29 protein-coding genes and 1 other annotated feature are annotated in these 25,077 nt (G+C 53.2%); of the genes, 3 read left to right on the top strand and 26 right to left on the bottom strand.

Annotated features, from left to right (window positions below):
* Positions 1–34: 34 nt before the first annotated feature.
* The 9 genes from FD25_RS08240 to FD25_RS08200 all read right to left on the bottom strand — a co-directional run bounded on the left by FD25_RS08240 (position 35) and on the right by FD25_RS08200 (position 8,700).
* Positions 35–337, bottom strand: a complete 303-nt coding sequence (locus tag FD25_RS08240; RefSeq protein WP_057803163.1) for a HesB/YadR/YfhF family protein — start codon at positions 335–337, stop codon at positions 35–37.
* Positions 338–520: 183 nt separating this feature from the next.
* Positions 521–997 carry a transcription elongation factor GreA gene (gene greA, locus FD25_RS08235; RefSeq protein ID WP_057803161.1) on the bottom strand — a complete coding sequence of 159 codons (477 nt, stop codon included), beginning with the start codon at positions 995–997 and terminating at the stop codon, positions 521–523.
* A gap of 95 nt (positions 998–1,092) precedes the next feature.
* On the bottom strand, positions 1,093–1,776 hold the full coding sequence (gene udk / locus FD25_RS08230) for a uridine kinase (protein WP_057803159.1): 684 nt from the start codon (positions 1,774–1,776) through the stop codon (positions 1,093–1,095).
* 3 nt (positions 1,777–1,779) lie between these two features.
* Complete coding sequence (mltG, locus tag FD25_RS08225) at positions 1,780–2,916, bottom strand: endolytic transglycosylase MltG (RefSeq protein ID WP_057803156.1); 1,137 nt, start codon at positions 2,914–2,916, stop codon at positions 1,780–1,782.
* A gap of 163 nt (positions 2,917–3,079) precedes the next feature.
* On the bottom strand, positions 3,080–5,491 hold the full coding sequence (gene pheT / locus FD25_RS08220) for a phenylalanine--tRNA ligase subunit beta (protein WP_057803154.1): 2,412 nt from the start codon (positions 5,489–5,491) through the stop codon (positions 3,080–3,082).
* A gap of 9 nt (positions 5,492–5,500) precedes the next feature.
* Complete coding sequence (gene pheS, locus FD25_RS08215) at positions 5,501–6,547, bottom strand: phenylalanine--tRNA ligase subunit alpha (RefSeq protein WP_057803152.1); 1,047 nt, start codon at positions 6,545–6,547, stop codon at positions 5,501–5,503.
* 71 nt (positions 6,548–6,618) lie between these two features.
* Positions 6,619–6,847, bottom strand: a binding site (T-box leader).
* Between the two features lie 46 nt (positions 6,848–6,893).
* Positions 6,894–7,262 (bottom strand): winged helix-turn-helix transcriptional regulator, encoded by a 369-nt coding sequence (locus tag FD25_RS08210; protein ID WP_162256269.1) that lies wholly within the window; start codon positions 7,260–7,262, stop codon positions 6,894–6,896.
* Between the two features lie 39 nt (positions 7,263–7,301).
* Positions 7,302–7,799 (bottom strand): HD domain-containing protein, encoded by a 498-nt coding sequence (locus tag FD25_RS08205; protein ID WP_057803150.1) that lies wholly within the window; start codon positions 7,797–7,799, stop codon positions 7,302–7,304.
* 130 nt (positions 7,800–7,929) lie between these two features.
* Positions 7,930–8,700, bottom strand: coding sequence for a TrmH family RNA methyltransferase (locus tag FD25_RS08200; RefSeq protein ID WP_057803148.1), 771 nt, complete (start codon positions 8,698–8,700; stop codon positions 7,930–7,932).
* 110 nt (positions 8,701–8,810) lie between these two features.
* Between FD25_RS08200 and FD25_RS08195 the strand changes: the two genes are divergently transcribed.
* On the top strand, positions 8,811–9,086 hold the full coding sequence (locus FD25_RS08195; RefSeq protein ID WP_057803146.1) for an acylphosphatase: 276 nt from the start codon (positions 8,811–8,813) through the stop codon (positions 9,084–9,086).
* 110 nt (positions 9,087–9,196) lie between these two features.
* Positions 9,197–10,108 carry a membrane protein insertase YidC gene (gene yidC, locus FD25_RS08190; protein WP_057803145.1) on the top strand — a complete coding sequence of 304 codons (912 nt, stop codon included), beginning with the start codon at positions 9,197–9,199 and terminating at the stop codon, positions 10,106–10,108.
* 110 nt (positions 10,109–10,218) lie between these two features.
* On the opposite strand, the gene FD25_RS08185 is transcribed toward yidC, so the two are convergent.
* From FD25_RS08185 to FD25_RS08175, 3 genes are all read right to left on the bottom strand, one after another.
* Complete coding sequence (locus FD25_RS08185) at positions 10,219–11,427, bottom strand: multidrug effflux MFS transporter (RefSeq protein ID WP_057803144.1); 1,209 nt, start codon at positions 11,425–11,427, stop codon at positions 10,219–10,221.
* Between the two features lie 317 nt (positions 11,428–11,744).
* The gene (locus FD25_RS08180) at positions 11,745–13,367 is read right to left on the bottom strand and encodes a HAMP domain-containing sensor histidine kinase (RefSeq protein ID WP_057803143.1); all 1,623 of its coding nucleotides are present in this window, start codon (positions 13,365–13,367) and stop codon (positions 11,745–11,747) included.
* The gene (locus FD25_RS08175; RefSeq protein WP_057803142.1) at positions 13,364–14,050 is read right to left on the bottom strand and encodes a response regulator transcription factor; all 687 of its coding nucleotides are present in this window, start codon (positions 14,048–14,050) and stop codon (positions 13,364–13,366) included. Before FD25_RS08175 ends, FD25_RS08180 begins: the two co-directional genes overlap by 4 nt.
* A 401-nt stretch (positions 14,051–14,451) precedes the next feature.
* Here FD25_RS08175 and adhP point away from each other — a divergent pair, with 401 nt between their 5' ends.
* Positions 14,452–15,468: an alcohol dehydrogenase AdhP gene (adhP, locus tag FD25_RS08170; RefSeq protein ID WP_057803141.1), complete on the top strand. Its 1,017-nt coding sequence runs from the start codon at positions 14,452–14,454 to the stop codon at positions 15,466–15,468.
* Positions 15,469–15,690: 222 nt separating this feature from the next.
* Here the strand turns inward: adhP and FD25_RS08165 are convergent, their stop codons facing one another.
* From FD25_RS08165 to rpmI, 14 genes are all read right to left on the bottom strand, one after another.
* The gene (locus FD25_RS08165; RefSeq protein ID WP_057803140.1) at positions 15,691–16,572 is read right to left on the bottom strand and encodes a hypothetical protein; all 882 of its coding nucleotides are present in this window, start codon (positions 16,570–16,572) and stop codon (positions 15,691–15,693) included.
* A 244-nt stretch (positions 16,573–16,816) separates the two neighbouring features.
* Entirely contained in the window at positions 16,817–17,674 is an 858-nt protein-coding gene (locus FD25_RS08160; RefSeq protein WP_057803139.1) for an alpha/beta hydrolase, read from the bottom strand.
* 161 nt (positions 17,675–17,835) lie between these two features.
* Positions 17,836–18,024, bottom strand: a complete 189-nt coding sequence (gene rpmF / locus FD25_RS13915) for a 50S ribosomal protein L32 (RefSeq protein ID WP_081721480.1) — start codon at positions 18,022–18,024, stop codon at positions 17,836–17,838.
* A gap of 64 nt (positions 18,025–18,088) precedes the next feature.
* On the bottom strand, positions 18,089–18,643 hold the full coding sequence (locus FD25_RS08155; protein ID WP_057803138.1) for a DUF177 domain-containing protein: 555 nt from the start codon (positions 18,641–18,643) through the stop codon (positions 18,089–18,091).
* A gap of 73 nt (positions 18,644–18,716) precedes the next feature.
* Positions 18,717–19,865 (bottom strand): nucleotidyltransferase, encoded by a 1,149-nt coding sequence (locus FD25_RS08150; RefSeq protein ID WP_057803137.1) that lies wholly within the window; start codon positions 19,863–19,865, stop codon positions 18,717–18,719.
* 2 nt (positions 19,866–19,867) lie between these two features.
* Positions 19,868–20,611, bottom strand: coding sequence for a class I SAM-dependent DNA methyltransferase (locus tag FD25_RS08145; RefSeq protein WP_057803136.1), 744 nt, complete (start codon positions 20,609–20,611; stop codon positions 19,868–19,870).
* Positions 20,608–20,967, bottom strand: a complete 360-nt coding sequence (gene rsfS / locus FD25_RS08140) for a ribosome silencing factor (protein ID WP_057803135.1) — start codon at positions 20,965–20,967, stop codon at positions 20,608–20,610. The genes FD25_RS08145 and rsfS overlap by 4 nt, the downstream gene beginning before the upstream one ends.
* Before the next feature lie 18 nt (positions 20,968–20,985).
* Complete coding sequence (gene yqeK / locus FD25_RS08135) at positions 20,986–21,594, bottom strand: bis(5'-nucleosyl)-tetraphosphatase (symmetrical) YqeK (protein ID WP_382309063.1); 609 nt, start codon at positions 21,592–21,594, stop codon at positions 20,986–20,988.
* Positions 21,584–22,216 (bottom strand): nicotinate-nucleotide adenylyltransferase, encoded by a 633-nt coding sequence (locus tag FD25_RS08130; RefSeq protein WP_057803133.1) that lies wholly within the window; start codon positions 22,214–22,216, stop codon positions 21,584–21,586. Before FD25_RS08130 ends, yqeK begins: the two co-directional genes overlap by 11 nt.
* A gap of 14 nt (positions 22,217–22,230) precedes the next feature.
* Positions 22,231–22,554, bottom strand: coding sequence for a ribosome assembly RNA-binding protein YhbY (yhbY, locus tag FD25_RS08125; RefSeq protein ID WP_057803132.1), 324 nt, complete (start codon positions 22,552–22,554; stop codon positions 22,231–22,233).
* Positions 22,555–22,559: 5 nt separating this feature from the next.
* A complete protein-coding gene (gene yqeH / locus FD25_RS08120; RefSeq protein WP_057803131.1) occupies positions 22,560–23,705 on the bottom strand; it encodes a ribosome biogenesis GTPase YqeH in 1,146 nt (381 codons plus the stop codon).
* Positions 23,686–24,228, bottom strand: a complete 543-nt coding sequence (locus FD25_RS08115; protein ID WP_057803130.1) for a YqeG family HAD IIIA-type phosphatase — start codon at positions 24,226–24,228, stop codon at positions 23,686–23,688. The genes yqeH and FD25_RS08115 overlap by 20 nt, the downstream gene beginning before the upstream one ends.
* Positions 24,229–24,418: 190 nt before the next feature.
* The gene (rplT, locus tag FD25_RS08110) at positions 24,419–24,778 is read right to left on the bottom strand and encodes a 50S ribosomal protein L20 (RefSeq protein WP_057803129.1); all 360 of its coding nucleotides are present in this window, start codon (positions 24,776–24,778) and stop codon (positions 24,419–24,421) included.
* A 74-nt stretch (positions 24,779–24,852) separates the two neighbouring features.
* Positions 24,853–25,047 (bottom strand): 50S ribosomal protein L35, encoded by a 195-nt coding sequence (rpmI, locus tag FD25_RS08105; protein ID WP_024746525.1) that lies wholly within the window; start codon positions 25,045–25,047, stop codon positions 24,853–24,855.
* Between the last annotated feature and the right edge of the window lie 30 nt (positions 25,048–25,077).

Genomic DNA, 25,077 nt, shown 5'->3' with positions numbered 1-25,077 from the left:
GAGTACAGCAAATGTACTCGCGTTTTTGTTTGTTCTAAAGTTCGCCATTTTCCGTATAGATGTAGGTCGGACCGTCCGTCTTGGGATCATAGTCCACCGTAAGGTCGTACCCCACGAAGAACCACTCGTCACCTTCAGTAATGTAGTAGGTCACGTCGTCCTTTTTTTCGGTGACCACGGGATCACGGGGCGCATCGTCGGGGGTCATCCCCAACGAGAAGCCTTGGTGCACGGGCGTTTTCCCGTAGACCTTGCCAAAGAAGCGAATTCCCCGTCCCGTCATGCCCATTTCTTCGCGGAACCACTTGCTTGCTGCATCCGTTACCGTAATCTTCATAGTTTTATGCTCCTCTTAACCAGACTGTGAATCCGTTTTCAGTTTCCTTTATACCATGTTTAGGGGCGGTTTGACAAGCGGAATACATCAATTTAATTGTTAACAATTAAATTGATAGCATTATAAAATAACGGAACCAAAAAGGGCCGGCACCCTGGCCGACCCCTTACGCGTTAATCGCGCTTATTCAACTTTTAAGACTTCGACGGTCATGTCGCCACCCGGCGTTGGGAAAGTAACGTTTTCCCCCACGCGGTGCCCTAACAGGCCCTTGGCAATCGGTGAGTCGTTCGAGATCTTCCCCGCCATTGGATCGGCTTCTGCCGCCCCCACGATGGTGTACTCTTCGGGATCTTCGTCGGGAAGTTCCTTAAAGGTTACTTTCTTCCCCACGGTAATTTCATCCTTATCCGTGCCATCGTTATCGATGATTTGGGCGTATTGGAGCATGCGTTCTACCGTGCTGATCCGGGTTTCTAACATACTTTGTTCGTCCTTGGCGGATTCGTATTCGGAGTTTTCCGAAAGGTCCCCGTATGACCGGGCAATCTTGATCCGGTCAATGACCTTAGGCCGTTGAACCATCTTTAAGTCTTCCAGTTCCGTCTGAAGCTTTTCCTTACCTTCTTCAGTCATTGGATACATCTTGTCTTCTGCCACAATGGCCACCCCTTTTACAACTTTAATTTTTTTGAGTTAACGGTTGTCTCCCGTCACGTGTCTGACGTGAACGCGTCAGAGCTGACTCCCCCATCTTAAATGGTGGTATCTTGATTGTCAAAGACTTCTTTGTTCCCGTGCGCTTCCAAAATTGCCCGAATCTTAGTCACCAGCAGGTCGATGGCCACCTGGTTTTCGCCCCCCTCGGGAACGATAATGTCGGCGTAACGCTTCGTGGGTTCCACGAATTGGTGGTACATGGGCTTGACCGTCTTGAGGTACTGACCGATCACGGACTCTAAGGACCGGTCCCGTTCGTTCATGTCCCGTTGAATCCGCCGAATGATGCGAATATCGTCGTCCGTGTCGACAAAGACCTTGATGTCCATCAGGTCGCGGAGCCGTTCGTCATCCAAGATCAAAATCCCTTCCAGGATAATGACGTCGCGGGGTTCCTGGTGAATCGTCTCGTCACTTCGCGTGAACAGGTTGTAATCGTAAACGGGTTTTTCGATGGGTTCGTAACGAAGCAATTGTTTTAACTGGTCGATCAACAGATCCGTATCAAACGTCAAGGGATGGTCGTAGTTGACCGCCTTACGTTCTTCCATGGTCATTTCCGCTTGGTCCTTGTAGTAGGAATCCTGCTGTAAGATCATGATGGAGTGTCCCACTAATTGATTGAAGATGGCCCGACTAACGGTCGTCTTCCCACTGCCGGAACCCCCGGTTACCCCAATGATGATTGGTCGTTTCTTATCTGCCAACACTGTCGCCATCCTTTACTTATTATCGCTTGCTAATGAACTGGTTAATGATTGATGCTGGTCATACGTGGTCGAGAAGTACACCTTCCCGGTCTTGGTATTTGCAATGAAGTAGTAGTAATTCTTGCTCCGAGCCGCGGGGTGCAGCACCGCCTTCACGGAAGACACACTCGGACTATCGAACGGTCCGGGGCCGTAACCCGTGTGAACGTACAGGTTATACGGCGATTTGACCTTCAAATCCTTATAGGTCAGGTTCTTCTTGGTGGTCTTCAACGCGTATTGGACGGCGATATCGGACTGCAAGGCCATGTTAGCGTCGATCCGGTTCAAGAAGACCCCGGCGATCTTATCACGGTCGGTCTGGCTGACCCCTTCGCGTTCGACCAACGAAGCCAGCGTCAACGTCTCCTGGACGGTGAGCTTTTGCTTCTTAATGGTCTTATAACTGGGCTGTAAGTTCTGGTCGGTCTTGGCCACCATCGACGTGATCAGTTGCTTCAACGTCATCTTCTTACCGGCCTGATACGTGGCGGGCGCCAGGTAACCTTCTAAGCGGTAGCGCACGTTTTTGGCTTGCTTGGCCGAGCTCAGTAATTGCGGGTAGCGGGCGGCCAACTGGTTAAAGAAGGTCTGGTCCTTCATCAAGCTCAAGAATTCCTTCTTGGTGAAGTCCGTTTGCACCGGAATCTCGGTGGCCAATTGGTCGACCGTCTCCCCTTCACGAACTAGGACTTTACCGGCCGTACTCTGAATCGGTTCGGCCGACCCCCCGAGTTGTAACCGCTTGGCGATCGTATTGAGCGTCATCGACGGCTTTAACTGGTAGTAGCCCGCCCGAAAGTTCGTGAACTTGTGGGACTTGACGTAGTAGTTAAAGACCATCCCACTCTTAACCACCTTTTTATCTTGTAAGATCTGCCCGATCTTATTCGACGTGGCCCCCATCGGGACGTGCACCTGCACCACGTTTTCGTTGCTGGTGTCTAAGGGTTTTAAGGCCGACTGGAAATACTGATACCCAAAAATACCAATCGCCACTGCTAAAATGACTAATAAACTGGCCACACCCACCATGATCCGGCGACCAAACGAACTACGTTTGGGGCTCTTAGATTGACGAGTAGGCGTAGGATCCGTGCCATTATCCAACTTTTTTCCTCCGTTCTATGCCATAGTCTTCTACATTATACAGAACTTCGAGGCTGACGAAAACCGGCAAGACCCACTTTGACAAAAATGTAATCTTTTAAATCGCTAAAAACGCGCACGATCCCGGAGGACCGCCCGCGTTTTCACCGGTTTTTAACGAACTTTAACGAATTTCAGCGTCCAATTCGTCCTGTAAGCGTTTCGTGACCTTTTCAAAGGCTTGGGTCACCGCATCGTCGACCAACGTGGCGTGCTTGTCCTGATACGTCAAGGTGTAGGCCAAAGACTTCTTGCCCTTCGGTACCTTCACCCCGTCGTACACGTCGAACAACTTCACGGACTGCAGGTAAGCCCCGCCGCGGCGTTCGATCAACGCAACAACCTGTTCGTTGGTCACGTCATCGGCCACCAACATCGCAATGTCGCGGGTAATCGCTGGGTAGCGTGAGATCACGTCGTATTGGTTTTCTTGCTTCGGCATGTCGATGATGGCTTGCAGGTTCAGGTCAAAGACGTAGGTCGCCCCAATCTTGAAGCGCTTGGCAATCGTCGGATGGACCTGACCCATGAACCCGATCTTGTGACCGTGGATTAAAATGTCCGCGGTCCGACCCGGGTGCATTTCCGGCATCTCGGTGTTAGGTTCGTAGGTCACGTCGCCCTTAACCGCCATGTCTTGCAGGTAAGCCGCCACGATGCCCTTCAATTGGTAGAAGTCCACGTCTTGGGCCGGTTGGTTCCAAGCGGCGGGAACGAGTTGGCCCGTGATGGCCCCGGCAATGTGTTCTTCTTCGGCCGGCCGGTCCTGACCCTCTTGACGGTAGAAGACCCGCCCCTGTTCGTACAAGGCTACGTCTTTAACCTTCCGAGCGGTGTTGTAGGCGATATCGTCTAACAACCCGGTGACCATATTCATCCGTAAAACGGCGTGGTCGACGCTCATCGGCCAAGCCAGCTTGGTCAGTTGACTGTCCGGATGGGTCAAGAACATCTGCGCCTTGTCTTCGGTGGTCAACGCGTAGGAAATGGCCTGGTTCAAGCCTAAGCCTTCCAACGATTTGCGCGTGGCGCGCATCAAGCGTTGCGCCGGCGTCAAACGGCCCTGGGTCATTCGACCCGTTGGTAACGTGACAGGTAAGTTATCGTAACCGTAGATCCGCGCAATTTCTTCGAGTAAGTCGGCCGGGATGTGAATGTCGTTACGGCGAATCGGCACCGTGACGGTCAGGTCATCTCCGGCAACCTTAACGGTGAAGCCTAGCGTTTCTAAGATGTGGCTGACCTGGTCCATGGTCAAGTCGGTCCCGAGCACGGCGTTCACGTGCGTCAAGGTCAACGGGATCACGGCAGCTTCGGGCTGGTGGTTACTGCCCACGGCCGTCCCGGTCTGCACCGTCCCGGCTGCCAGGTCGTTTAACATCTGAGCGGCGGCGTCCAAGGCGTCTTGGACCCCGGCCTGGTTGACCCCCCGTTCGAACCGTTGGGAAGCGTCGGTGTGCAGGTGATGCCGTTGGGCGGCCTTACGGATGTGGTCGTGTTCGAACACGGCGGCTTCGATGGCAACCGTGACGGTCTGATCACTGATGGCCGTGGATAAGCCCCCCATGACCCCGGCCAAGGCGATTGGCGCCTGGCTGTCGGCAATCACGATGTCCGTTGGGTCCAACTCGTGGTCGTTTTCGTCTAAGGTGGTCAGGGTTTCCCCGGCCTTGGCGGTCCGCACGTAAACGTCTTGACCACTGAACTTGTCGTAGTCGAAGGCGTGTAAGGGTTGGCCGTACTTCAACATGATGTAGTTGGTGATGTCCACCACGTTGTTGATTGGCCGTAACCCGGCGTTCCACAGGTGCACCTGTAACCACATTGGGCTGGGTGCTAGCTTGATATCGCGCACTAAGCGCATCCGGTATTGCGGAGATAAACTGTCGTCGACGTGCAGGCTCAGTTGGCTGTCGATGGCCTCGCCAGCTTCGGTCACGTGCGGCGTGTCTAACGTCACGGGCCGGTCGTAAATGGCGGCCAAGTCGCGTAACGTCCCGTTTAGACTCAACATGTCCCCGCGGTTGGGCGTCACGTCCAGATCGATTAAGCTATCGTTCATGCCTAAAATGTCGAAGACGGGAGATCCCGGTTGCGCGTCGGCGGGTAAAACGTAGATACCGTCGACGTAAGCCTTCGGGACGACCTCTTCGGGGAAGCCGATTTCCTGTAAGGCACACACCATGCCGTCGGATTCGACCCCGCGCATCTTGGAACGCTTGATCTTCACGTTATCAGCGATTCGGGACCCCGGTAAGGCCACGATCACATTTTGCCCTTCAGCAATGTTCGGTGCCCCACACACGATTTGAGAAGGTTCGTCATCCCCGACGTCGATCTCACAAATGTGTAAATGGTCGGAATCGGGATGGGCCTTGACGCTTAAGACGTGGCCGACCACGATCTTCTTCAGCCCGTCGCTAGGTTTCACGACGCTGTCGACTTCCACGGAAGTCCGTTCAATTTTTTCCGCCAAGTCAACGGCGGAAACGTCTAAATCGAGATACTCTTTAATCCAGTTGTATGAAATCTTCATAGTTGGCGGTTATCCTTTCTTCGTGAATTGGGTGAGGAAACGCACATCGTTTAAGTAGAAGTTCCGAATGTCGTCCACCCCGTACTTCAGCATCGCAAACCGGTCGGGTCCGACCCCAAAGGCGAAACCGCCGTAAACGTCGGGATCCACGCCGGCCATCTTCAAGACGTTCGGGTGGACCATGCCGGCCCCTAGGACTTCGATCCAACCGGTGTTCTTGCAGACGTTACAGCCCTTACCGCCACAGTTGAAGCAGGTGATGTCGGCTTCCACGGATGGTTCCGTGAACGGGAAGTAACTCGGCCGTAGCCGCACGTCGAACTTGTCACCGAAGAGTTCGTGGGCCAGGACTTGTAGGGTCCCCTTCAAATCGGCCATGGTGATGTGTTTGTCGATGACCAGCCCTTCCACTTGATGGAATTGGTGGGAGTGGGTCGGGTCATCGGTATCGCGCCGGTAAACCACCCCGGGGGAGATCATCTTTAACGGGCCCTGGCTAAAGTCGTGCTTTTCCAGCGTCCGGGCCTGCATCGGCGAGGTCTGCGTGCGCATCAAGATTTCCTTGGTGATGTAGAACGTATCCTGCATATCGCGGGCGGGATGGTTCTTGGGTAGGTTCATCATTTCGAAGTTGTACTTGTCTTCTTCGACTTCCGGACCACTTAAGACCTGGTAGCCCATGCCCAAAAATAGGTCTTCAATTTGATCGATAATTTGTTGGATCACGTGAGGTTCACCCTTGGCCACCGGCGTTCCCGGTAACGTGACATCCAGGGCTTCCTTGGCTAACCGCGCGTTGAGCACGGCGTTTTCCAATTCTTCGCGCCGTTTAGTTAACGCGTTGGTCAGGTCATCGCGCACTTCGTTAGCGAACGCCCCAACCTTGGGCCGTTCACTAGCATCTAAGTCGCGCATTCCCCGTAACACTTCGGTGATGGGTCCCTTTTTCCCTAACAAGCTGACCCGGATCTGATTAACATCCTTCAGGTCGCCAGATTGTTGAATATCCGTCAAGCCCTTTTGGCGCAGCTCGGTGAGTCTATCCTTTAACGACATGTTTCATCCTCCATTTCTTCTCATACCAACGATGGGCGGAAGCCATAAAAAAAACGCCCCGTCACTCAATTAAGAGGGACGAAACGCTTCGCGGTACCACCCTGATTCAGCGACGACTAGCGTCACTACACTCAGACATGATAACGGTCATTCACCGGTGGGTCATTCATTACGGTACGTAATTCCCGACCACAACTCAAGAACTGAATTCACTGAGTCCGTTTTGAGGTTTCCTTCCAGTCGTGGAAAACCCTCCCTGACAAAACGGCCCGGTTACTACTTTTCTATCATCGTTTTTAGCTATTGAACTCGGTTTAAGGTTACCGGTTTTCGCGAAACCTGTCAACTACTTCTCGGCCGGTGTCGGCGAACACGACCATTTATCGGACCACGCGTGCACCGCCGTCATGACGCTTTGGAGCTCCTGACCCTTCTGTGTCAATTCGTATTCGATCAACGCGTTATCCGGGAACGTCTGGCGGACGATGACGCCGTTTTCTTCCAGTTCCTTGAGTCGTTCGACCAACACCCGGTCACTACAACGCGGTACTTTATGCGCCAGATCCCGAAATCGTTGGGGTCCTTCCTGTAAGAGGACGTCGATGATCAAGCCGTTCCACTTCTTGCCTAGGAAAGAAAAGGTCCGTTCAAACCGGGGACACAGGGTAAAGTCAACGGTAGCGTCGGTCCCCTGAGTAGACATCATTTGCATCATCTCTTCGCCTCCTTTGCCGTTAAGGTGTGTCGTTCTTGCTTAAGCGTTGGGCGTCAGCTTAGCCCACCACGTGTGCACATGTTGGCGAGCCGGTCCCGAAAATTCGTGAACGGCTTCGTAATCATCCACTAACGAAACGATCATGCTTTCACGGTATTTAGGCACCGCCAGCGTAGCCCCCCACATGTGCTTTAAAATAATATCCTTTTCCATCGGGCTTAAATCCGTTAATTTTTCGGCGTTCCGTAACGCCACGCGTGGATGGATAAAGGCGTGGGAGCCCAGGTTAAACTTCGTGGTGCGCCAGTCGTAATAAAACAAATCGTGCAACAACCCGCCCCGCGCCGTGGCCCGGGTATTTAAATGCAGTTTCTTAGCAATCAAATAACTGTTGTAGGAAACCGAAATGGAGTGATCCAAGCGGTTTGAATGGTGATGTTGGGTGTAGTTCGCCAGTCGTTGAACGGGTTCCTGCGCCAACAAATCAGAAACAAGTGCAAGATATTCAGGGTCATCACGCCAAGTCAGTTTGGTCATAGAATGCTTCCTTTTCATTTAAAATTTGCGATTCTCTCACTATGCTTTAATTACCCTATATCATACTGACTTTTCACCAAATTGCAATGAAAATGTTCTATTTTACGAGGGATTAACCCTTTCTTAACGTTCAGCCAAACAACCGAAACATCACGATTCCGGCCGCGACCGCCACGTTCAACGACTCCGCTTGACCCTTGATGGGAATGTAGAGGTTCCGGGTGGTCAAGCGTTGGAGGTCTGGGGCCATCCCGTTGCCTTCGTTGCCCATCACGACGGCTCCCGTCGTGACCGGGTCCACGTTACGGTAGTCTTGGGCTTGTGGGTCTAAGTTGGTGCCGTAGACCGGCAGGTGCCGGGCCGTGAACGTTTGAATCCAATCGTGCAGGTCGGCTTCAACGAGTTGAATGTGAAATTGACTGCCCTGCATCGACCGTAACACTTTCGGCAGGTAGCGACTCGCACTGCCCAAGCCAAAGACTACGCCGGTCAAGCCCGCCGCATCCGCCGTCCGGACCATGGTCCCGATATTCCCCGGGTCTTGGACCTGATCCAAAAATAGCCAGCCGCCCTGAACCGTTTGCGGGTCGACCGGGGCCGTGGCAGTGATGGGCACCGTGGCAAAGATCCCCTGGGGCGTGTTAGCATCCCCGATGGTCTTAGCGATGCTGTCCGTCAGTTCGAATTGGTCAACGTCGGCCGGCAAGACGTCGGCGTGCGCCGCCAGTTGGTCGGCCGTTCCCAGGATCGCCGTTAAGGGGTGGCGGGCCTGAATGGCCTCCTGGACCAGATGCCACCCTTCTAATAGGTAAGTTTGGGCCTGCTTGCGACCCTTTTTGGTGGTCAAGGCCCGCCACTGCTTGACGCGTTTGTTTTGACTTGATGTAATTTTTTCTTTCACCGCTAGTTACTCCCGTTTTCAAATTTAGCCTAATTTTACCATATTCCTAGGCACACCGGGACGGTCGCTGTATGATGGGACTAAAGTTTTTCGAAAAGAGGTCTCCGTTGGTGCAAACACAACGTTATTTAATCTCGGGTCGTGTCCAGGGCGTGGGCTTTCGCTGGACGGCCAAACAACTGGCCGACCGGTTAGGCGTGACCGGCACCGTACAGAACTTGGGTACCGGTCAGGTCGCCATCACCGCGAGTGGAGCGACCGATGCGTTAGCAAACTTTCGCCGCCACCTGCAACATCCCCAATTGTCCCCCTGGATCAAGGTCGTGGCCTTTGACGTGACCGACCTGCCCTTCCACCGATTCGCCGACTTTTCAATAATTATTTGAAAAAGGCCGCCAAATCAAGTAAGATGTTGGTTGTTCACGGCGTTGACGCCGCATGAGTCCGGGGGAACCCGGGCCCATCGTTAAATTGATAAAGGGGTTCAGAAAAACATATGAAAATCTCCAAGAAAGTTTCGGTGACCGCCGCCTTAGCGAGCCTCGCCCTGGTCCTTAGTGGCTGTGTGCAGACCAAAAACGGTAAGCCCTACGGTTTCGTTTACGACTACTTAGCAGTTCCCGGACAACACGTCATGGACTGGTTAGCCAACATCTTTGGCAACAGCTACGGCTGGGCCATCATCATCCTGACCGTGATCGTCCGGATGGTCCTCTTACCACTGATGGTCAAGCAGATGCGTAGCGCGACCGTTCAACAAGAAAAGATCTCCATGGTTCGGCCCCAGATGACCGCCTTACAGAAGCAACAAAAGGCCGCCAAGACGCCCGAGGAACAGGCCGCGGCTAGTCAGGCCATGATGGCCCTCTACCGCAACAACGGGATTAGTATGACCGGGGGGATCGGCTGTTTACCACTGTTGATTCAGATGCCGATCTTCGCCGCGTTGTACGCCGCCATTCGCTACTCTCCCGAATTGTCTAAGGCCGTCTTCATGAACATTCCCTTGGGGAAAGCCAGTTGGATCTTAGCGTTACTGTCCTTCCTGTCCTACCTGCTGCAAGGGTACCTGTCCATGTTGGGAATGCCCGCGGACCAGAAGAAGCAGATGCGCTACACCCTGCTGATGTCACCCGTGATGATCCTGTTCTTCACCATGAGTTCCCCCGCCGGATTAGGGTTGTACTTCTTCGTGGGTGGGTTGTTCGCCTGCCTGCAAACGTTGATCATCAACTTCTACCGGCCCCGGATTCGCCGCGAGATCAAGGAAAAGATGAAAGACCAACCGGCCCCCGTCATTCCCGAACCCGTCAAGCCAGAAGTTAAACAGGTCACGGCCGCTGAGGTGCACGATCAGAACCGTAATCGGAACCGCAACGCCGGTAAACAGCAACATCACAATCACTAAATGTTAACCAAAAAACACCGACAACCGCATTTAAGCGGCTGCCGGTGTTTTTGCGTTTAACGAAGCCTCAACCCGTGATGCCGAGCTGAGTCTCCCATTTTATAAGTGTATTAATTAGTTGCGTCGGTGACTCCCTGGCGCCGGGCTTGCGTTCGTTGCACTAACCCGCCGTAAGCACACCCCATGCCCACGCATAACACCAGGCAATACAGGGGCAGCCGTTGAATCGAGACACTGTGCAGGAGGCTCATACCGTAGGTCAGCGCACTGACCAGCAAGTAATACCCCAGTCTAAACCAACCACTCGCACTCCCCATGACGGCTTCGTAGCCGATCAAGGCCCGGTTCAGGGCGTTGGGTAGCGCGATGTTCAGGCCCAAAAAGACCAGGAAGAACCCGCCGACCATGCCAAAGGCTAAGTCCCAAGCCGCTGCAACCCACAACAACAGGGCCGCCCCACAGCTCAGTAGCAAGCCACCGACAATGATCTGTTCCGGCGTCCACCGGTTGAGTAACCGGCTCACCAGCAGTGCGCCACTCAAGCTCGCCGCGGCGATACTTAGGCCCAGGGCCCCGTAAGCCAGCGCACTAAACTGAAAGTGGGTTTCAAAGATGAACGGGGCCTCGGCGTAATAGCTAAACAGAATGCCGTTGATGCCCCCGATCAGGATGCCGTAGCCCCAGACCACCGGATCGCCCAGTAAGCGCTGCACGATTGGCCACTGCCGGCTGGTCGCCGGGGCCACTTGACTCGGTCGCGTTTCCGGTAACCGCAAGGCGCTATAGCTTAAAACGGCGCTGGCCATGACGACCAACGTGCCGAAGACGGCCGAGTAGCCGCCCAGCGTCTGCATCAGGCCCCCGATCAACGGGCCCAACGCCGGGGCCAGTGCCATGGCCGCACTGGTCTGGGCAAAAATTCTGGCGCCCACGATGCCCGTAAAACTTTCGCGCATGATGGTCTGGGTCACCACGGACCCGGCGCTGGCGCCAAAGGCCTGGAGCAACCGAAAACCGAGTAACCAGCCAAAGCTGGGGCTCAGTAATAAACCGAGATTTCCCAATAGGTAGAGCCCGACACCACCTAACATGGCGGGACGGCGGCCGATGCGGTCGGCCAGTTGGCCCCACCACAGGACCCCCACGGCGAAGGCCACGAAGTAACTACTCATGGTCCACTGGATCTGACTGGCACTGACCGCCATGGCTTGACTTAAAGCCGGCAAGACCGGCGTAAAAATTGATTCACTGATTTGCGGAAAACCCACCAACACGATAATTAATAATCGGGTCGGGGCTTTCTTCTGGACGTTTCTCACAACAATTTCTCCTTTAAAAGTTAATTTGCGGAAAAACGTCCTGGGCCATCTACGGCCACGCACACCAGAATCTGGTTGTAATTCATGGTGTCACCTCATTTCTGAGGTCTTACTCTACCGGAAAACCGCGAACTTGTCAAAACAGAGTGCGACAAAGGGCGATTTGCTGGCGAGCATGAACGTCGTAAGATGGACAATCCTGAGCCTGGCTTACGGAGTTCAGCGGAATCAGCAGCCTTTTGGCGCACGTTTCAACACCGAATATTCGGCGCACAAAAGAGCCTGAGACTTTTGTCCCAGACTCTTAATGATGACCCTTAATTTTCTGAATGATGATCCTCGTCGTCCTTGGGGGTGTCCTCCAGGAGCGCCGATTTAATGCCCGGAATCTCGTTATTTTCAGCCTGCGCCTGTTCCTTCTTATGCGTTAAAACCTGCGCCTCGTTAGCCGAGAGGATCGGTAACGAAATCCGAAAGACCGAGCCGTGCCCCACGGCACTTTCGATGGTGATCGAGCCGTGGTAGCCTTCAATCAACCGTTTCGCAATCGCTAACCCCAGGCCGTTACCGCCCTTAGTCCGCGAACGCGCCTTGTCGACGCGGTAGAACCGGTTGAAGACCCGGTCCCGGTTGGCCTGCGAGATACCTTCCCCGAAGTCCTGCACGGCAATTTCCACGTTCCGCGAGTCCCGTTCGTAGGACAGATGTACTTCCTTGCGGGTGGTGGAATACTTCACCGCGTTATCCAGGAGGATGATCAGGATCTGTTCGAGGTGATTCCGGTAGATCTGGGCTTGAACCGACTGGTGCACGTCGTCATCTAAGATGAAGACAAACTCCGGATGGATCATCTTGAAGTTGTCGTAAACCTGCGTCACCACTTCGGTCACGTCGGTCACCTCATTGGTAAAGGTAATCTCGATCTGTTCGGCGCGTTGTAAGTCCAACATCTCTTGCACCAGACTCTTCATCCGCTTGGTCTCCTGTAGCGAGGCCTTGATGGACTCGTTTAAGACCTCGGGATCGTCCTTGCCCCACCGGTCCAACATCTCCATGTGACCCTGGATAATCGCCACCGGCGTCCGCAACTCGTGGGAAACGTCCTCGACGAACTGCTGCTGTTGGTCGATGTAGCGCTGGGTGGTGTTGATCATGTCGTTTAACAACTTGGTCAAGTCGCCCAGTTCGTCGTTACGCTTCGATTCGGGCACCCGTTGATCCGTCTGGGGATCGTCGCGGACCGCGTGAATCGTATCGCGAATCGCATCCATCGGCCGCAGTAAAAACGACGCCAGGATGTAACTCAAAATCGCGGCGGCCAACGCGGCGATCAAACCTAAGACCACAACGACTTGGACTAACGTGGCCTGGGTCTCGTGGTAGTCTTGCAGACTATCGACGACCTGCACGTAGCCTAGGATTTGATTGCCCTGCTTGGCGCGAATCGGCGACCGACCGATCAAGCCCGAGCGCCCATTAATTTGTTGGGTCCGGATACTCTGTTGGGTCGACCGTTTAAACGCCGTGGTGGCCGCGTTGCGACTGGTAAACAGGAGATTGCCCGTCCGATCGTAAACCGTGACGGTTTGACTATCGCGGGCCAAGCTGGTGATCACCACGTTACCGTAAGGATTGCCACCCCGCTTAGCTTTGTTATTGACCACCGTAAAGTTCTTCGGCCGTAACAGGTTGTTCACCGTTGAGCCGGTCAATTCTTGTTTCTGCGTGTTCAACTTCTCGACGACGACCCCCAACGTGTCGCTCACGTGGTTGCGTTCTTGGCGCATCAGGACCGTTAGGAAGCTGTTGAAGATCAAAAGAGCGATCACCCCGAAGATGACCAACACCGCCGCGGCCGTCGACAGTGACCATTTCCACTTTAACGAAAAGCGAAAGGTTTGGGGCCGTTTCTCTTCGACCTCAGAGTCTGGTTCTCTCACGACCGCATCACGTACCCTGTCCCCCGGACCGTCTGAATGTAGCTCTTCTGGCCAGGGACATCAATTTTGTTGCGAAGGTACCGGACGTACACGTCCACTACGTTAGTTTCGACTTCGGATTCGTAACCCCAAACCTTGGTTAATAAGACGTCCCGGGCTAAGACCACGTTGACGTTTTCCATCAAGGCCAATAGGAGTTCGTATTCTCGCTTAGTCAGGTTGATCACGTCGTCACCGCGCCGGACAATCCGGTTTTCCTTTTCGATTGTCAAGTCCTTAAACTTCACCGTGGTCTGCTTGGTGTTCTTCTGTTCGCCTTCCAGGTGAATCCGGCGTAACAGGGCCCGCACGCGGGCCAACAGTTCTTCAATGGCAAACGGCTTGACGATGTAGTCGTCGGCCCCGTGATCCAAGCCGGAAACCCGGTCAATCACGGAGTCGCGGGCCGTCATCATGATGATGGGCGTACTCTTGACTTCGCGCACGCGCCGGGCCACTTCGATCCCGTTTAATTCGGGCAACATCAAATCTAACAAAATCACGTCAAAGTCTTGCGATAGGGCGGCTTCTAAGCCCGTCCGACCGTTAAACTGAACGCTGGTTTCGTAACCTTCATGCTTGAGTTCCAGCTCAACGAAGCGGGCCAGATTCTTTTCATCTTCAATAATTAAAATTCGACTCATTACTCTTTAACTCCTCTAGGGCGATTTAGCTGTGTTCACCGGGCTCAGACTTGCTAGCTCGCGAACAACCGTGATTCATTCCAATATTTAATTTTATCATATTTCTTCCTAATTGTGCGGCTTTTGCCTGACCTTCCTGTGAGAAACTCCCTCCACGTAATTATTGAGCAACCCGGCTGAAATGCAACCGGTTGTATCCGTTTTTAAAAAAGTTTATGAAAAGTTAGAAATCGGTTTCTTTCACAAGAAAGGAAGCTCAACTCCCTTTGTTCCGGGATAGTGTGGCCCCTAATTGGTCATGCTGCCTAAATATTTTTAGTTTTTGTTCATTTTTTCACTTGTATTTGCTCACTTTTTAAGTATACTGGGATTGTAGACAAAAAAGAAAAGGGGTTCTTTTCATGAAAGCTGCTGTTATTCGCGATTCTGTTGATGGTTACGTTGATATTAAGGATGTTACGCTCCGCCCAATTACTCACGGTGAAGCCTTAGTTAAGATGGAATACTGTGGGTTATGTCACACCGACCTGCACGTTGCTGCCGGTGACTTCGGTAAGCAACCTGGCCGGATCATTGGTCACGAAGGTGTTGGGAAAGTTATCCAAGTTGCCGACGACGTTGACAACTTGAAGATCGGCGACCGGGTTTCCATCGCTTGGTTCTTCAAGGGCTGTGGCCACTGTGAATACTGCTTGACCGGCCGCGAAACGCTTTGCCGCAACGTTCAAAACTCCGGGTTCACCGTTGATGGTGCCATGGCCGAAGAATGTATCGTTGACGCCAACTACGCCGTTAAGGTCCCAGAAGGCTTGGACCCAGTTGAAGCCACTTCCTTAACCTGTGCCGGTGTGACCATGTACAAGGCCTTGAAGGTCGGTGAAACGAAGCCTGGCCAATGGGTTGAAGTTGTCGGCTGTGGGGGCTTAGGGAACTTAGCCGTTCAATACGCCCACAACGTCTTTGGTGCTCACGTCGTTGCCGTTGATGGGAACCCTGACAAATTAGCTGCTGCTAAGAAGGACGGCGCTGAAGTGCTGATCAACCGGCACGACGGTGACGTCGCTGAACAGATTCAAAAGAAGGTCGGCGGTGTCAACAACGCGCAAATCACGGCCGTTACCCCAGACGCCTTCACCCAATCCGTAAACGCTTTGCGTCCCGATGGGAAGTTAGTTGCCGTGGCCTTACCACAAGGTGACATGCAATTAAACATCGCGAAGACGGTCTTGGATGGCATCTCCGTTCAAGGATCCTTAGTGGGGACCCGTCAAGACTTAGCCGAAACCTTCCAATTCGGGGCTGAAGGCTTAGTTCACCCAATTGTTAAGACCCGTCGTTTGGACGAAGTTAACAATATCATCGACGAAATGAAAGCTAACTCCATTGTTGGCCGGATGGTTGTTGATTTCACGAAGTAAACCCTAATTAAAAACATAAGTTTCACAAATCCCAGCGAGTAACGTACTCGTTGGGATTTTTTGTAGTTCTTTTAATTAAAAATAACTAATGGCTACCCATCGATTAAGCTTCTGGTTTAACCGGTACCCCGGACTAATCGTTCCCCCGTTAAACGGTCAATCTCCCCAATCCAATTTCGACAAAAAACCGATAACTTCATCAGTTATCGGTCGTCAAACGTCTTAACGGATCGCGTATTTAAGGGTGTAAGTCCGGTGATGCTTTTCCTGAACGGTATACGTGAAGTACTTGCCACCCCGGTTGAGCGCCTTAGCCTGTTTCTTCGTCAGTTTAACCGTGAAGGTTCCCTTCTTGATGGTCACCCGTTTAACGATCTGGTGCTGCCGGTTCTTTAAGGTGACCTTGGCCCCCACCCGGCCGTTAACAAATCGGACCTGCCGCGAATTCTTGTGATAGATTCGACCACTAGCTAACCGTGGGGTAGCCGTCGATGCGGGTTTATTGGGCGTGACGGCGACCGGCTTAGTATCATCTTCTAAATGACTGACGTCGCGAGCATAATTTTCAAAAGCTCCCGAAAGGTCATCCGCAAAGGCGGCTAAATCGGTCGCCTGGTCGTCCCAGTCCTCATCCGATTCAACGGTGGCTAAATCCCGCTCCAAGGTCGCCTGATCCCGGGCAGAAAACCGCGAACGAAAGTACTGATAAAGAGACATAAGGCCTTGCTTATCTTGATTATATTCAATCTGTGAATAGGCATTGTTTAGCGATTCCGAATATGCCGCAAAGACACTGTCAAAGGTATCAGACTCAATATCCCCGGCAGCGTAAGCATTAATCCCGTTATCTCGAATAGCGTTAATATTGGTGATGTTCAGGGTCTGACGAATCCACGGACAGCTAAGATCCGCGGCGTCCCGCACGGCCGCTATATCTCGTTCAAACTGGCTTTGCCAGATGGTCGTGACCCCACTCGCCTTAGCTACGTTCTCATGATTAGCCGTATTAAAAGGAATTCCCTGAAATCCTAATTCGCTGCTAATCAAGGTGACTCCCAACGCAGTTGCCATCAATGTCCAAGCCTTTAACTGTTTCTTTTTCAACTCATTCTCCTCCGAAAATCTAATTATTAAGTTAACCCCCTATTATGTTAGCAAAATTTCCGAGGTTGCACCACCTTTTTTCGTAATGGGACGCAAAATTCAGAATAGCGTCCTAATGTTAGCCGAGCTGCCACGGGCTCGGCTGCCGCTGATTCCTTGAACAGGGCTGAGATCATCGGTGTAACTTAAAAACGACTAAGGAGACGGCGGTCCCCTTAGCCGTTTTGCGTAATTCTAGTCAGACTTACTTCCCCCACAGGAACTGAATCATGGTCCGATCGACCTGCGGGTTACTGTGTAGCTTACTGTGCCGGGCGAGCTGCCCCGTAAATTGCTTTTCCGTATACGACTTCTCCCGGTCAGCCACCAGGTACTTCAACGCTAACGACGAAACGTTCGGCACCGTCCCGTCGGTGTGACCGCCAATGTTGCCATAGAGGTTTAAGACCCGCAGCTGGTTAGTTGGCAGCGTGTGCCGCAACTGCGTCATCTGGCGGTACGTGGCGTTCATCCGGTTAGGTTTACCGTTAGGCGCTAATTTTAACCCGGCCGGTTGCCGAATCGCCGCCGGTACCCGACTAAAGTTTAATCCCGCAAAATGCCCGGCGATGTCGACCTGCTTGACCAGCTTGGGCATTTTGACGTTTTGATCATTCTGCAGAGAATAGTAAATCAACGAGATGTTCCCCAGCGAATGGCCGACCATGTTCATGGTCTTAAACGGATACCGTTGCGCCACCGCCCGCACCACGTTGGTCGCCCACTGACCGTGCTTGACGTAATCGAGTTCCGCGTTATTGGCGTAATTAACTTCTACGATCGGATTACGGGCCGAACGGGGAATCTGCCCCACTAAGCGCACGTGGCCCTGCCGATCCACCATGGCGCGAATCACGGTGGTCGTCACCCCGGCGCGTTTCGCGGCGTTCACCATGTGCTCCTCGGCGTGGTAACTACTGCCACCCCCGTGGAAGAAAAACGTCGGCGTCATGGCCTGACGGTACTGTTGCGCCCGTTGCTGGCGCCAAACCCCGATACCGCCCAAAATCACCACTAGTGCCAGGATGATGCCGATTATCCAACGGCGAATTGTTTTAGTCATTGTTAAATGCCCCCTACTTCTGTTCTGAATACCTCCTAGCTTACGCCTTAAAGGCCACTCGAAGTCAAGGGGAAACTCCCCGTCGCCTCTGCCACCAGCGGTTTAAACCACAAAAAAACTCCTAGAAGCCGCGGACTTCATAGGAGTTTTTTCATTTAGGTTTAGTTGTTTGCAGTTGCCTTTGCAACGACCTGACGGCCATCGTAGAAGCCACAGCTAGGGCAAACCATGTGTGACTTACGAAGTTCACCACAGTTTGGGCATGGTGTCAAACCAGGGACATTCAACTTAATGTGACCCCGACGCATACGCTTTTTCGTCTTAGACGTTTTCCGTGCTGGTACAGCCAAAGAAAACACCTCCTTTAATTAAAATTATCCACTAGTGAAAAAATTTTTAAGGCTTACAAAGTGACTACTTATCATCCTGATCAGGGAAGAAGTCTTTGAGCTTTGCAAGACGTGGATCAACAGTTTGATTTTCCGCCTCAACCTTCGCGAGGTCCGCCTCGCTGACAACTTGCCAGCCAGTGCCTTCCGGCATCGCGGCACCTTGCTTTTCGGTATCGGACAGAATGTGCATCGGAATCTGCAAAATGAGGTTATCACCGACAGCCTTATCGAAATCGATAACGTCGTCGGGAACCACCATCACCACGTCGGTTTTTTCAAACCGCTGTGTGGCGGCAGCGTCCGATACGTAATACTCAGTCATCTGAAAATCGACTGGTAAGGTCACCGGTGCTAACGACCGGCTCGACGGAACGGTCAGGGTGGCCTTAATCTGAGCGACCACCACGACGTCCCCTTCGGAAACCACGGACACCAGGCCCTTGGCTTTCACGGGCGTGAGGTCCAAGACCTCGTCGCCGTACCGCGCCATTAAGTCTGCTTTGAGATCCAAAGTTTCCTCGAAGGCTAACGGTTCACTCCGGTGAGTCTTACGTAATTCGGTCAACGACCATTTCATCGTTATCCCTCCAATGCAACGTGATAAATTATACCTGTCAAGCGAAATGATGTCAAGGGAATTTCCTTGATAGTCATTCAGAAAGCGGAAACTTCACCGGGATTCGACCATCGTCTTGGTCGATGCCGGTGATCAGGGTCCGCAAGGTGCCGACGCGAGTGTCTAGGGCGCCGACGCCCCGCTGCCAATCCCGGTCTGCTCTGCTGACTAACGGTAAACTCACGTGCTTTTTAATTTGATGTAAATATTTTTGGCCGACCGGACTATAGCCGAGAACCCGCAAATACCGCGGTCCAGTCAACATCTCGGTCGGTTTCGTTTGTAAAAGGACTGACGCCGCCTGCCGCTGCAGGCGCGTGTAGGTGTAACGCTTAGTTTTCACGGCGTGCATGAAGGTAGTAAAGCTGGTGGCCGTTAACGCCGCTTTCTTCAAGCGGTACTCGACCCCTTCCGTCAACTGATAGAGCTGACCCAGATCCGCCACGTCACTACTGATTAGTTGATACCGCAGCAACGGCCAGAAATCGGCCCAGCTGATCAACTGTGTCGCTTGTAAGGCCGTGAGGGTCGCTGTGGGTACCACGGGTGCCACAAGCGACCAATCACCCGCCAAGGCCGCCGTACGGATCGCCGTGGCACTGGCAAACTGACTATCCGCCCCAATCGTTGAGTCGTTATGCTGACTGCCCCGCCGACTCAACGGCACCAAAGTCAATGGGTCGCCCTGTCGCCGGTTCGCCAGCGCGTAGAAGAAACCCAGGATATCGTTGGCCGCGTTCAGGGTGATCCCCGTTTGGTCGCGCAGATACCCCTGAAACAACGTGGCGTAGGTCTGATCGAAGCGTTTAAACGTCACCGGATCCGTGGGTAAATGCGCCATCAAGCGCTCGTAATCGAGGTCCGGGTGTTCGGTCCCAAAAGCCAACCAGCGACAGCTCAGTGCGCTTAAAAGCCGCACCCCACCCGCCGCAAATAAATGGGCCGGCTGCAGGGCACTGGCCGTGGGAAGCTCGACAATCAGGTCGGCGCCGCCTGCCAAAGCCAGTTGCGCCCGTTGCCACTTGTCCAGTAAGGCCGGTTCACCCCGTTGGACCCAGTTACCACTTAACGCCACGACCACGGCGTCGGCGCCGGTTGTGGCTTTAACCCGGCGAATCTGATCGGCGTGGCCGTTATGAAACGGATTGTATTCGGCAATGATGCCCGCCGCTTGTAACGTCATGCTTACGCCTCCCGCGTGACCTCGAAGAACCAGCGGGTAGTCTGATCGTCGACTTCGGCGTGACCAAAGTCCGCGCTGACCCGGTTCAACGTCAATCCCGCCAACCGCAACGCCTTACGGTAGTCCGGTAGCAGGTAGGTCCGTTCGTGATGCAGCTCCGTGACCTTCCGGTAAGCGTCATCAGCCACATCCTGAATAAAGAAGGTCAGGTCGTGGTCGACCGCGTGGGCTTCGTCCTCAATGCCGTAGCTGGTCCAGATGAAGGCCCGGTGGTCGTCGACGTAGTTGTACATGTACCCCGGGTACACGTCGTCGGTCTGGTGGGGCGTGATCACGTCAAACAGGAACTTCCCCCCCACGTTGAGGTGGTCGTGAACCTGCGTGAAGGCCTGCGTCACGGCGTCCAGATCCGGCAGATAACAGAATGAATCGGCAAAACAGGTCACCGTCTGGTACTGCCCGATGGCACTGAGGTCCAACATGTCACCAGCCATCAGAGGGAAGGTCACGTCGGCTTCCTGCGCGTGCTTAGCGGCTAACGCCAACATCTCTTCGGACAGGTCCAAGCCGCTGACCTGATACCCCTTTTGGGCCAATTGCACGCCCAACCGGCCGCTCCCACAAGCCAGATCCAACAACTCGCCGCTAGTTGGATCGATTCGTGAGGCGACAAAATCCAGCCACTGCGTGTACATGGCTGGATCGAATAAGTCGTCGTAAAGTTGTGCGAAGGACTGGTAAATCAAGCCTCTTCCACCCAAGCACTCAGGTCGACGAGCGGCGCGTCGGACCAGAGCTTTTCGAGGTTGTAGTGGGCCCGTTGTTCCTTCTGGAAGACGTGAATGACCACGTCACCTAAGTCCAGTAAGATCCAACTGGCATCACTCTTGCCTTCGATATCGCGAACCGTGGCCCCATTTTCGGCCAACTTATCGTTGATTTCGTCAGCAATCGCCTTGACCTGGCGACTCGAGTTGGCTTCCATGATCAGGAAGTAGTCGGCCATCAGGCTCACCTTTTGCATGTCTAAGGCCACGATGTTTTCGGCCCGCTTGCTTTCAGCGGCTTTGACCGCAATTTCTAGTAATGCTTTACTTTCCATATAAGTGTTGTTCTCCTCTCAAACGTTCGGGTAGCGTTGAATCCAAGCATTGTACGTCACGAGTGACTTCGGGTAAACGACCTTGCCGCTATGAATGAGATATTCTAGCGTGTGCTTGGCTTGATACGCCACACCTAAACCGAGCTTGTCGGCGGTCAACTGCCGGGCTTGCTCCACCCCGGGGAAATCGCGCGCCGGTTCGATGAAATCGGCCATGTACACGATCTGCTCCAGTGGGGTCATATAAGCGGCACCGGTGGTGTGATGCCGCGTCGCGTTTAAAATATCCTCGTCGGTAATGTGCAATTCGCGCTTAATCAATTCGGCCCCCACCACCCCGTGCCAGATGGGATTGCCATAGGCTAGTAGTGCGGGGTCTAAATCGTAGCGGTGAATCGCGTCGATAAAGTCCTGATCCGGCCGTTGCTTGGCGTAGTCGTGGATCAACCCCGCGATGCTGGCCTTCTCCAAATCAACGTCATTGGCCCGGGCCAACGCCATCGCCGTGGCTTCCACACGTAACACGTGTTGGTAACGACTGTCATTGAGCTGCTCACGTAAGCGTGCTAATAAGTCCGCCCGCGTCCCGGGAAACAGGTGGTGCGTATAGGTCATCTCAGTCACGATATAACAGATGCTCCTTTATATATAAATCCACCATGGTCGGCACCAGATACCGCACGGACTGGCCGTTACGGACTCGTTGCCGAATCATGGTCGAACTAATGCCAATGTTGGGCACGTCGACCCAGAGCACCGGATACGGTGATTCGTGGGCGTAGCCTTGGCGGCAGACCCCCACGAATTGAACCAGCTTGACCAGCTCATCGATGCGGTGCCATTTCGGTAGGTAAGCCACCATGTCCCCGCCGATGATGAAGTAGTACTGATTTTCGGGATGCTGCTGCGTCAACTGCAACATGGTATCGTAGCTATAGCTCAACCCACCCCGTTGCACCTCGGTTAGTTCCAGGTCGAACCGCGGATTATCCGCAATGGCCGCCTTGACCATCGCCACTCTATCGGCCGCGGGAATCGTGAGTTTCCGATCAACGTGGGGTGGCTCGGCATCGGGCATAAACAGCACCTTGTCTAACCCTAATTGGGTGGCCACTTGATCCGCAATCACCAGGTGTCCCAGGTGTGGCGGATTGAAGGTCCCCCCTAAAATTCCAATGCGGCGTTTCTTCGCAGTGGCCGTCATCTGGGTCACCGTTTGCGTACTCGTCCGTTCTGAAATCTTAACCACGCTGTCAAACCTCCCTACATATCTTCAACCACTGGTGAAAAGCGTTGGTTGTCGGCGTCCGTCGCGGGCCGGTACAAAACCAGCACCCGACCAATCGTCTGCACGACTTGAATATCGGTGTTGCCTTCAATGTAGGCTTTGGTATCCGCCACCGTCACCTCGGCGCTTTGTTGCAGATTGATCTTGATCAATTCCCGCTTTTCCAGCGCCCCGGTCAGTTGGTCCAACCAAGTTTCGTTGAGACCGTTCTTGCCCACGGAAAAGATGGGCCGTAAACTATGGGCTTGTGCCCGTAAGTAGTGTTTCTGCTTACCTCGTAACAAATTAGTTTCCTCCATATATATTAAATCATTGCTCGGCGTAACAACACCCCAACGCCTTCGGGGGCCCAACCGGTCACGTTGACCCCGGCGGGCACGGTAATCCATCCTAACCCTTCAAAGACTAGGTCACTCTTGACCGTGGTCTTGAAGGGATGAGCGACTAACGGTGGGAAATCCGTGTTATCCGCTACCGGCGGCGTCAATAAGTCGCCCCGTTGCCGCGCGTAGAAGTCATCGGCATTGGCCAACTTAGTCCGGTGCAGGTACAGGTTATTTTCGAAGTAGGCCGTAAAGCCCGTCTTCGGCCCCTGGTTGTAATCAAACCGGCCGACCCCACCCAAAAAGAGTGTTTGTTGGTCGTTTAACTGGTACACCTTGGGCTTGATCGCCTTTTGGGGCGTCACAATCTTCAGGTCCTTGCCCGTCAAGAAGTGCGCCATTTGTTGGTTTTGAATGATCCCGGGGGTGTCCACTAACACGTGGTCGTCATCCAGTGGCAATTCAATCTTATCCAACGTGGTCCCGGGGAACCGTGACGTGGTGATGAGGTCCTTAACGCCGGTGTTTTGCCGGATAATTTGATTAATTAACGTGGATTTCCCCACGTTGGTGACCCCAACCACGTAGACGTCGCGGTCGCCCCGGTACTTGTCGATCTTTTTAAGTAAATCGTCGACGGATTGGTTGGTCTTGGCACTCAGTAACGTCACATCGATGGGCCGTAAGCCCGCCTCGTTCGCACGTTGACGTAACCAGTCCTGTAACTTACCGCGCTTGAGTGAGCTCGGCATCAAGTCTTCCTTGTTACCGACTAACAGGACTGGGTTTTCCCCGACGAACCGGTGTAGTCCTGGAATCAGACTCCCGTTGAAGTCAAAAATATCCACCACGTAAACGATCAGGGCGTTGGCGTCCTGAATCTGGGTCAGTAACTGCAAGAAATCATCGTCGGTCAAGCCAACGGGCACGATTTCGTTGTAGTGCCGCAGCCGAAAACAGCGTTGGCAATACACTTCTTGGGTTTCCGTTTCCAGGCCCTTGTCTAACGCCGATTGGGGCGTATAGCCCGGCGCCGTTTTGTCCGTCGTTTGGAGCATGGCGCCACACCCAATACACCGTAAGGGTTCCCCGTCAACTAATACGGGGTCAATGTGCTTTTCGTTCATTCAAATCCTCCTGCCAAGTTAATTCTGGGTAGACGTGGCGTAACCGCCACATCACAAATTTTTCGATTAGCCGGTTGCCCTTGGTAATCCAAGCGTCCGACTTCAAGATGGGTTGGACCAACACGCTGCGAATGCCGCTGCGGTTAGCCGCCCAGACGTCCGTCATGATTTGATCGCCAACCATAATGACCTCATCACGGCGAAAATGCCAACGGCGTAATGCCCGTTTCAAGCCCCACGCAAAGGGCTTTAACGCCCGGTGAATGTAGGGTAACCGAAACGGGGCCACCGCGCGGTCGACCCGTTGGCGACTGTTGTTGGACACCACAATCACCTGAATCCCCGCTAATTCTAATAAGTTCAACCAATGACGAAGCTCGGGTGTTCCGTCCGGATTATTCCACGCAATCAGCGTGTTATCCAAATCCGTCAAAACCGCCCGCACCCCCTGGGCTCGTAAGTCTTTAGGGGTCAAATCATAAATGTTGGTAACCATCCACGTGGGTTTTAATCCAGCAACCATGCGGGTGACTCCTCCCTTCGTCCCAATAATATCTAGCACTATATTATACGCAATCTCAACGGATTTTACCACTCCGACCCCTTCACCGGACCCGGTGTGGTTCACCACCCGCTCCGTGCTTTAGGGGTGGTCCACCTTATTAAAAAAGACCCCGCTGATCGCCAGCGAAGTCTTTTTCTCATTAACTGAATTAAGCAGCCAATGCGTCCTTAGCTTGGTCAGCTAAGGCCTTGAAGGCAGCAGCATCGTTCACTGCTAAGTCGGCTAACATCTTCCGGTTAACGTCAATGTTGGCTAACTTCAAACCGTGCATCAACTTGCTGTAGCTCAGACCGTTGATCCGGGCTGCGGCGTTGATCCGGGCAATCCAAAGTTGACGGAAGTTCCGCTTAGTCGCTTTCCGGTCACGGAATGCGTATTGACGGCCCTTCATCACTTGGTCCTTAGCAACCTTAAACAAACGGTGCTTGGAACCCCGGTAACCCTTAGCTAACTTTAAAACTTTCTTACGACGTGCGCGTGTAACAGTACCGCCTTTAACTCGTGGCATAATCTTTTCCTCCTAAATCAATTCAAACATTATGGCGACGATTAACTCGTCAACCCGAAATTTTAACGACCGAATTACTTTTGTAATAAACTCCGGTAAGTCTTGATGGTCGTTTGGTCCATCATCCGGGTCCCACGAAGGTTCCGGCGTTGCTTCTTGGTCTTACCGTGGAAACGGTGAGACGTGTAAGCATTGGCACTCTTGATTCCGCCCTTAGCAGTTACTTTAAAACGCTTGGCTGCAGCACGGTTGGTCTTCATCTTTGGCATAGTACGAAATATCCTCCTTGTGTCGGTAAT

The sequence above is a fragment of the Levilactobacillus acidifarinae DSM 19394 = JCM 15949 genome, assembly GCF_001434835.1.
In the GTDB taxonomy this organism is placed as follows: Bacteria; Bacillota; Bacilli; order Lactobacillales; family Lactobacillaceae; genus Levilactobacillus; species Levilactobacillus acidifarinae.
The sequence above is the reverse complement of the archived record's forward strand: the minus strand, read 5'-3'. Positions and strand labels throughout refer to the sequence as shown.

What these genes read in the sequence shown, in the direction of transcription:
- FD25_RS08175 (WP_057803142.1), bottom strand. Translation starts at nt 14,050, where the DNA reads ATGAGTCGAATTTTAATTATTGAAGATGAAAAGAATCTGGCCCGCTTC.
- FD25_RS08150 (WP_057803137.1), bottom strand. Translation starts at nt 19,865, where the DNA reads ATGACGTTACAAGCGGCGGGCATCATTGCCGAATACAATCCGTTTCAT.
- udk (WP_057803159.1), bottom strand. Translation starts at nt 1,776, where the DNA reads ATGGCGACAGTGTTGGCAGATAAGAAACGACCAATCATCATTGGGGTA.
- FD25_RS08155 (WP_057803138.1), bottom strand. Translation starts at nt 18,643, where the DNA reads ATGAAATGGTCGTTGACCGAATTACGTAAGACTCACCGGAGTGAACCG.
- rplT (WP_057803129.1), bottom strand. Translation starts at nt 24,778, where the DNA reads ATGCCACGAGTTAAAGGCGGTACTGTTACACGCGCACGTCGTAAGAAA.
- FD25_RS08115 (WP_057803130.1), bottom strand. Translation starts at nt 24,228, where the DNA reads ATGGTTGCTGGATTAAAACCCACGTGGATGGTTACCAACATTTATGAT.
- adhP (WP_057803141.1), top strand. Translation starts at nt 14,452, where the DNA reads ATGAAAGCTGCTGTTATTCGCGATTCTGTTGATGGTTACGTTGATATT.
- FD25_RS08205 (WP_057803150.1), bottom strand. Translation starts at nt 7,799, where the DNA reads ATGACCAAACTGACTTGGCGTGATGACCCTGAATATCTTGCACTTGTT.
- FD25_RS08210 (WP_162256269.1), bottom strand. Translation starts at nt 7,262, where the DNA reads ATGATGCAAATGATGTCTACTCAGGGGACCGACGCTACCGTTGACTTT.
- rpmI (WP_024746525.1), bottom strand. Translation starts at nt 25,047, where the DNA reads ATGCCAAAGATGAAGACCAACCGTGCTGCAGCCAAGCGTTTTAAAGTA.
- yhbY (WP_057803132.1), bottom strand. Translation starts at nt 22,554, where the DNA reads ATGGAGGAAACTAATTTGTTACGAGGTAAGCAGAAACACTACTTACGG.
- pheS (WP_057803152.1), bottom strand. Translation starts at nt 6,547, where the DNA reads ATGTCGTTAAAGGATAGACTCACCGAGCTGCGCCAAAAGGGCTTGACG.
- FD25_RS08240 (WP_057803163.1), bottom strand. Translation starts at nt 337, where the DNA reads ATGAAGATTACGGTAACGGATGCAGCAAGCAAGTGGTTCCGCGAAGAA.
- rsfS (WP_057803135.1), bottom strand. Translation starts at nt 20,967, where the DNA reads ATGGAAAGTAAAGCATTACTAGAAATTGCGGTCAAAGCCGCTGAAAGC.
- yidC (WP_057803145.1), top strand. Translation starts at nt 9,197, where the DNA reads ATGAAAATCTCCAAGAAAGTTTCGGTGACCGCCGCCTTAGCGAGCCTC.
- pheT (WP_057803154.1), bottom strand. Translation starts at nt 5,491, where the DNA reads ATGAAGATTTCATACAACTGGATTAAAGAGTATCTCGATTTAGACGTT.
- yqeH (WP_057803131.1), bottom strand. Translation starts at nt 23,705, where the DNA reads ATGAACGAAAAGCACATTGACCCCGTATTAGTTGACGGGGAACCCTTA.
- FD25_RS08160 (WP_057803139.1), bottom strand. Translation starts at nt 17,674, where the DNA reads ATGACTAAAACAATTCGCCGTTGGATAATCGGCATCATCCTGGCACTA.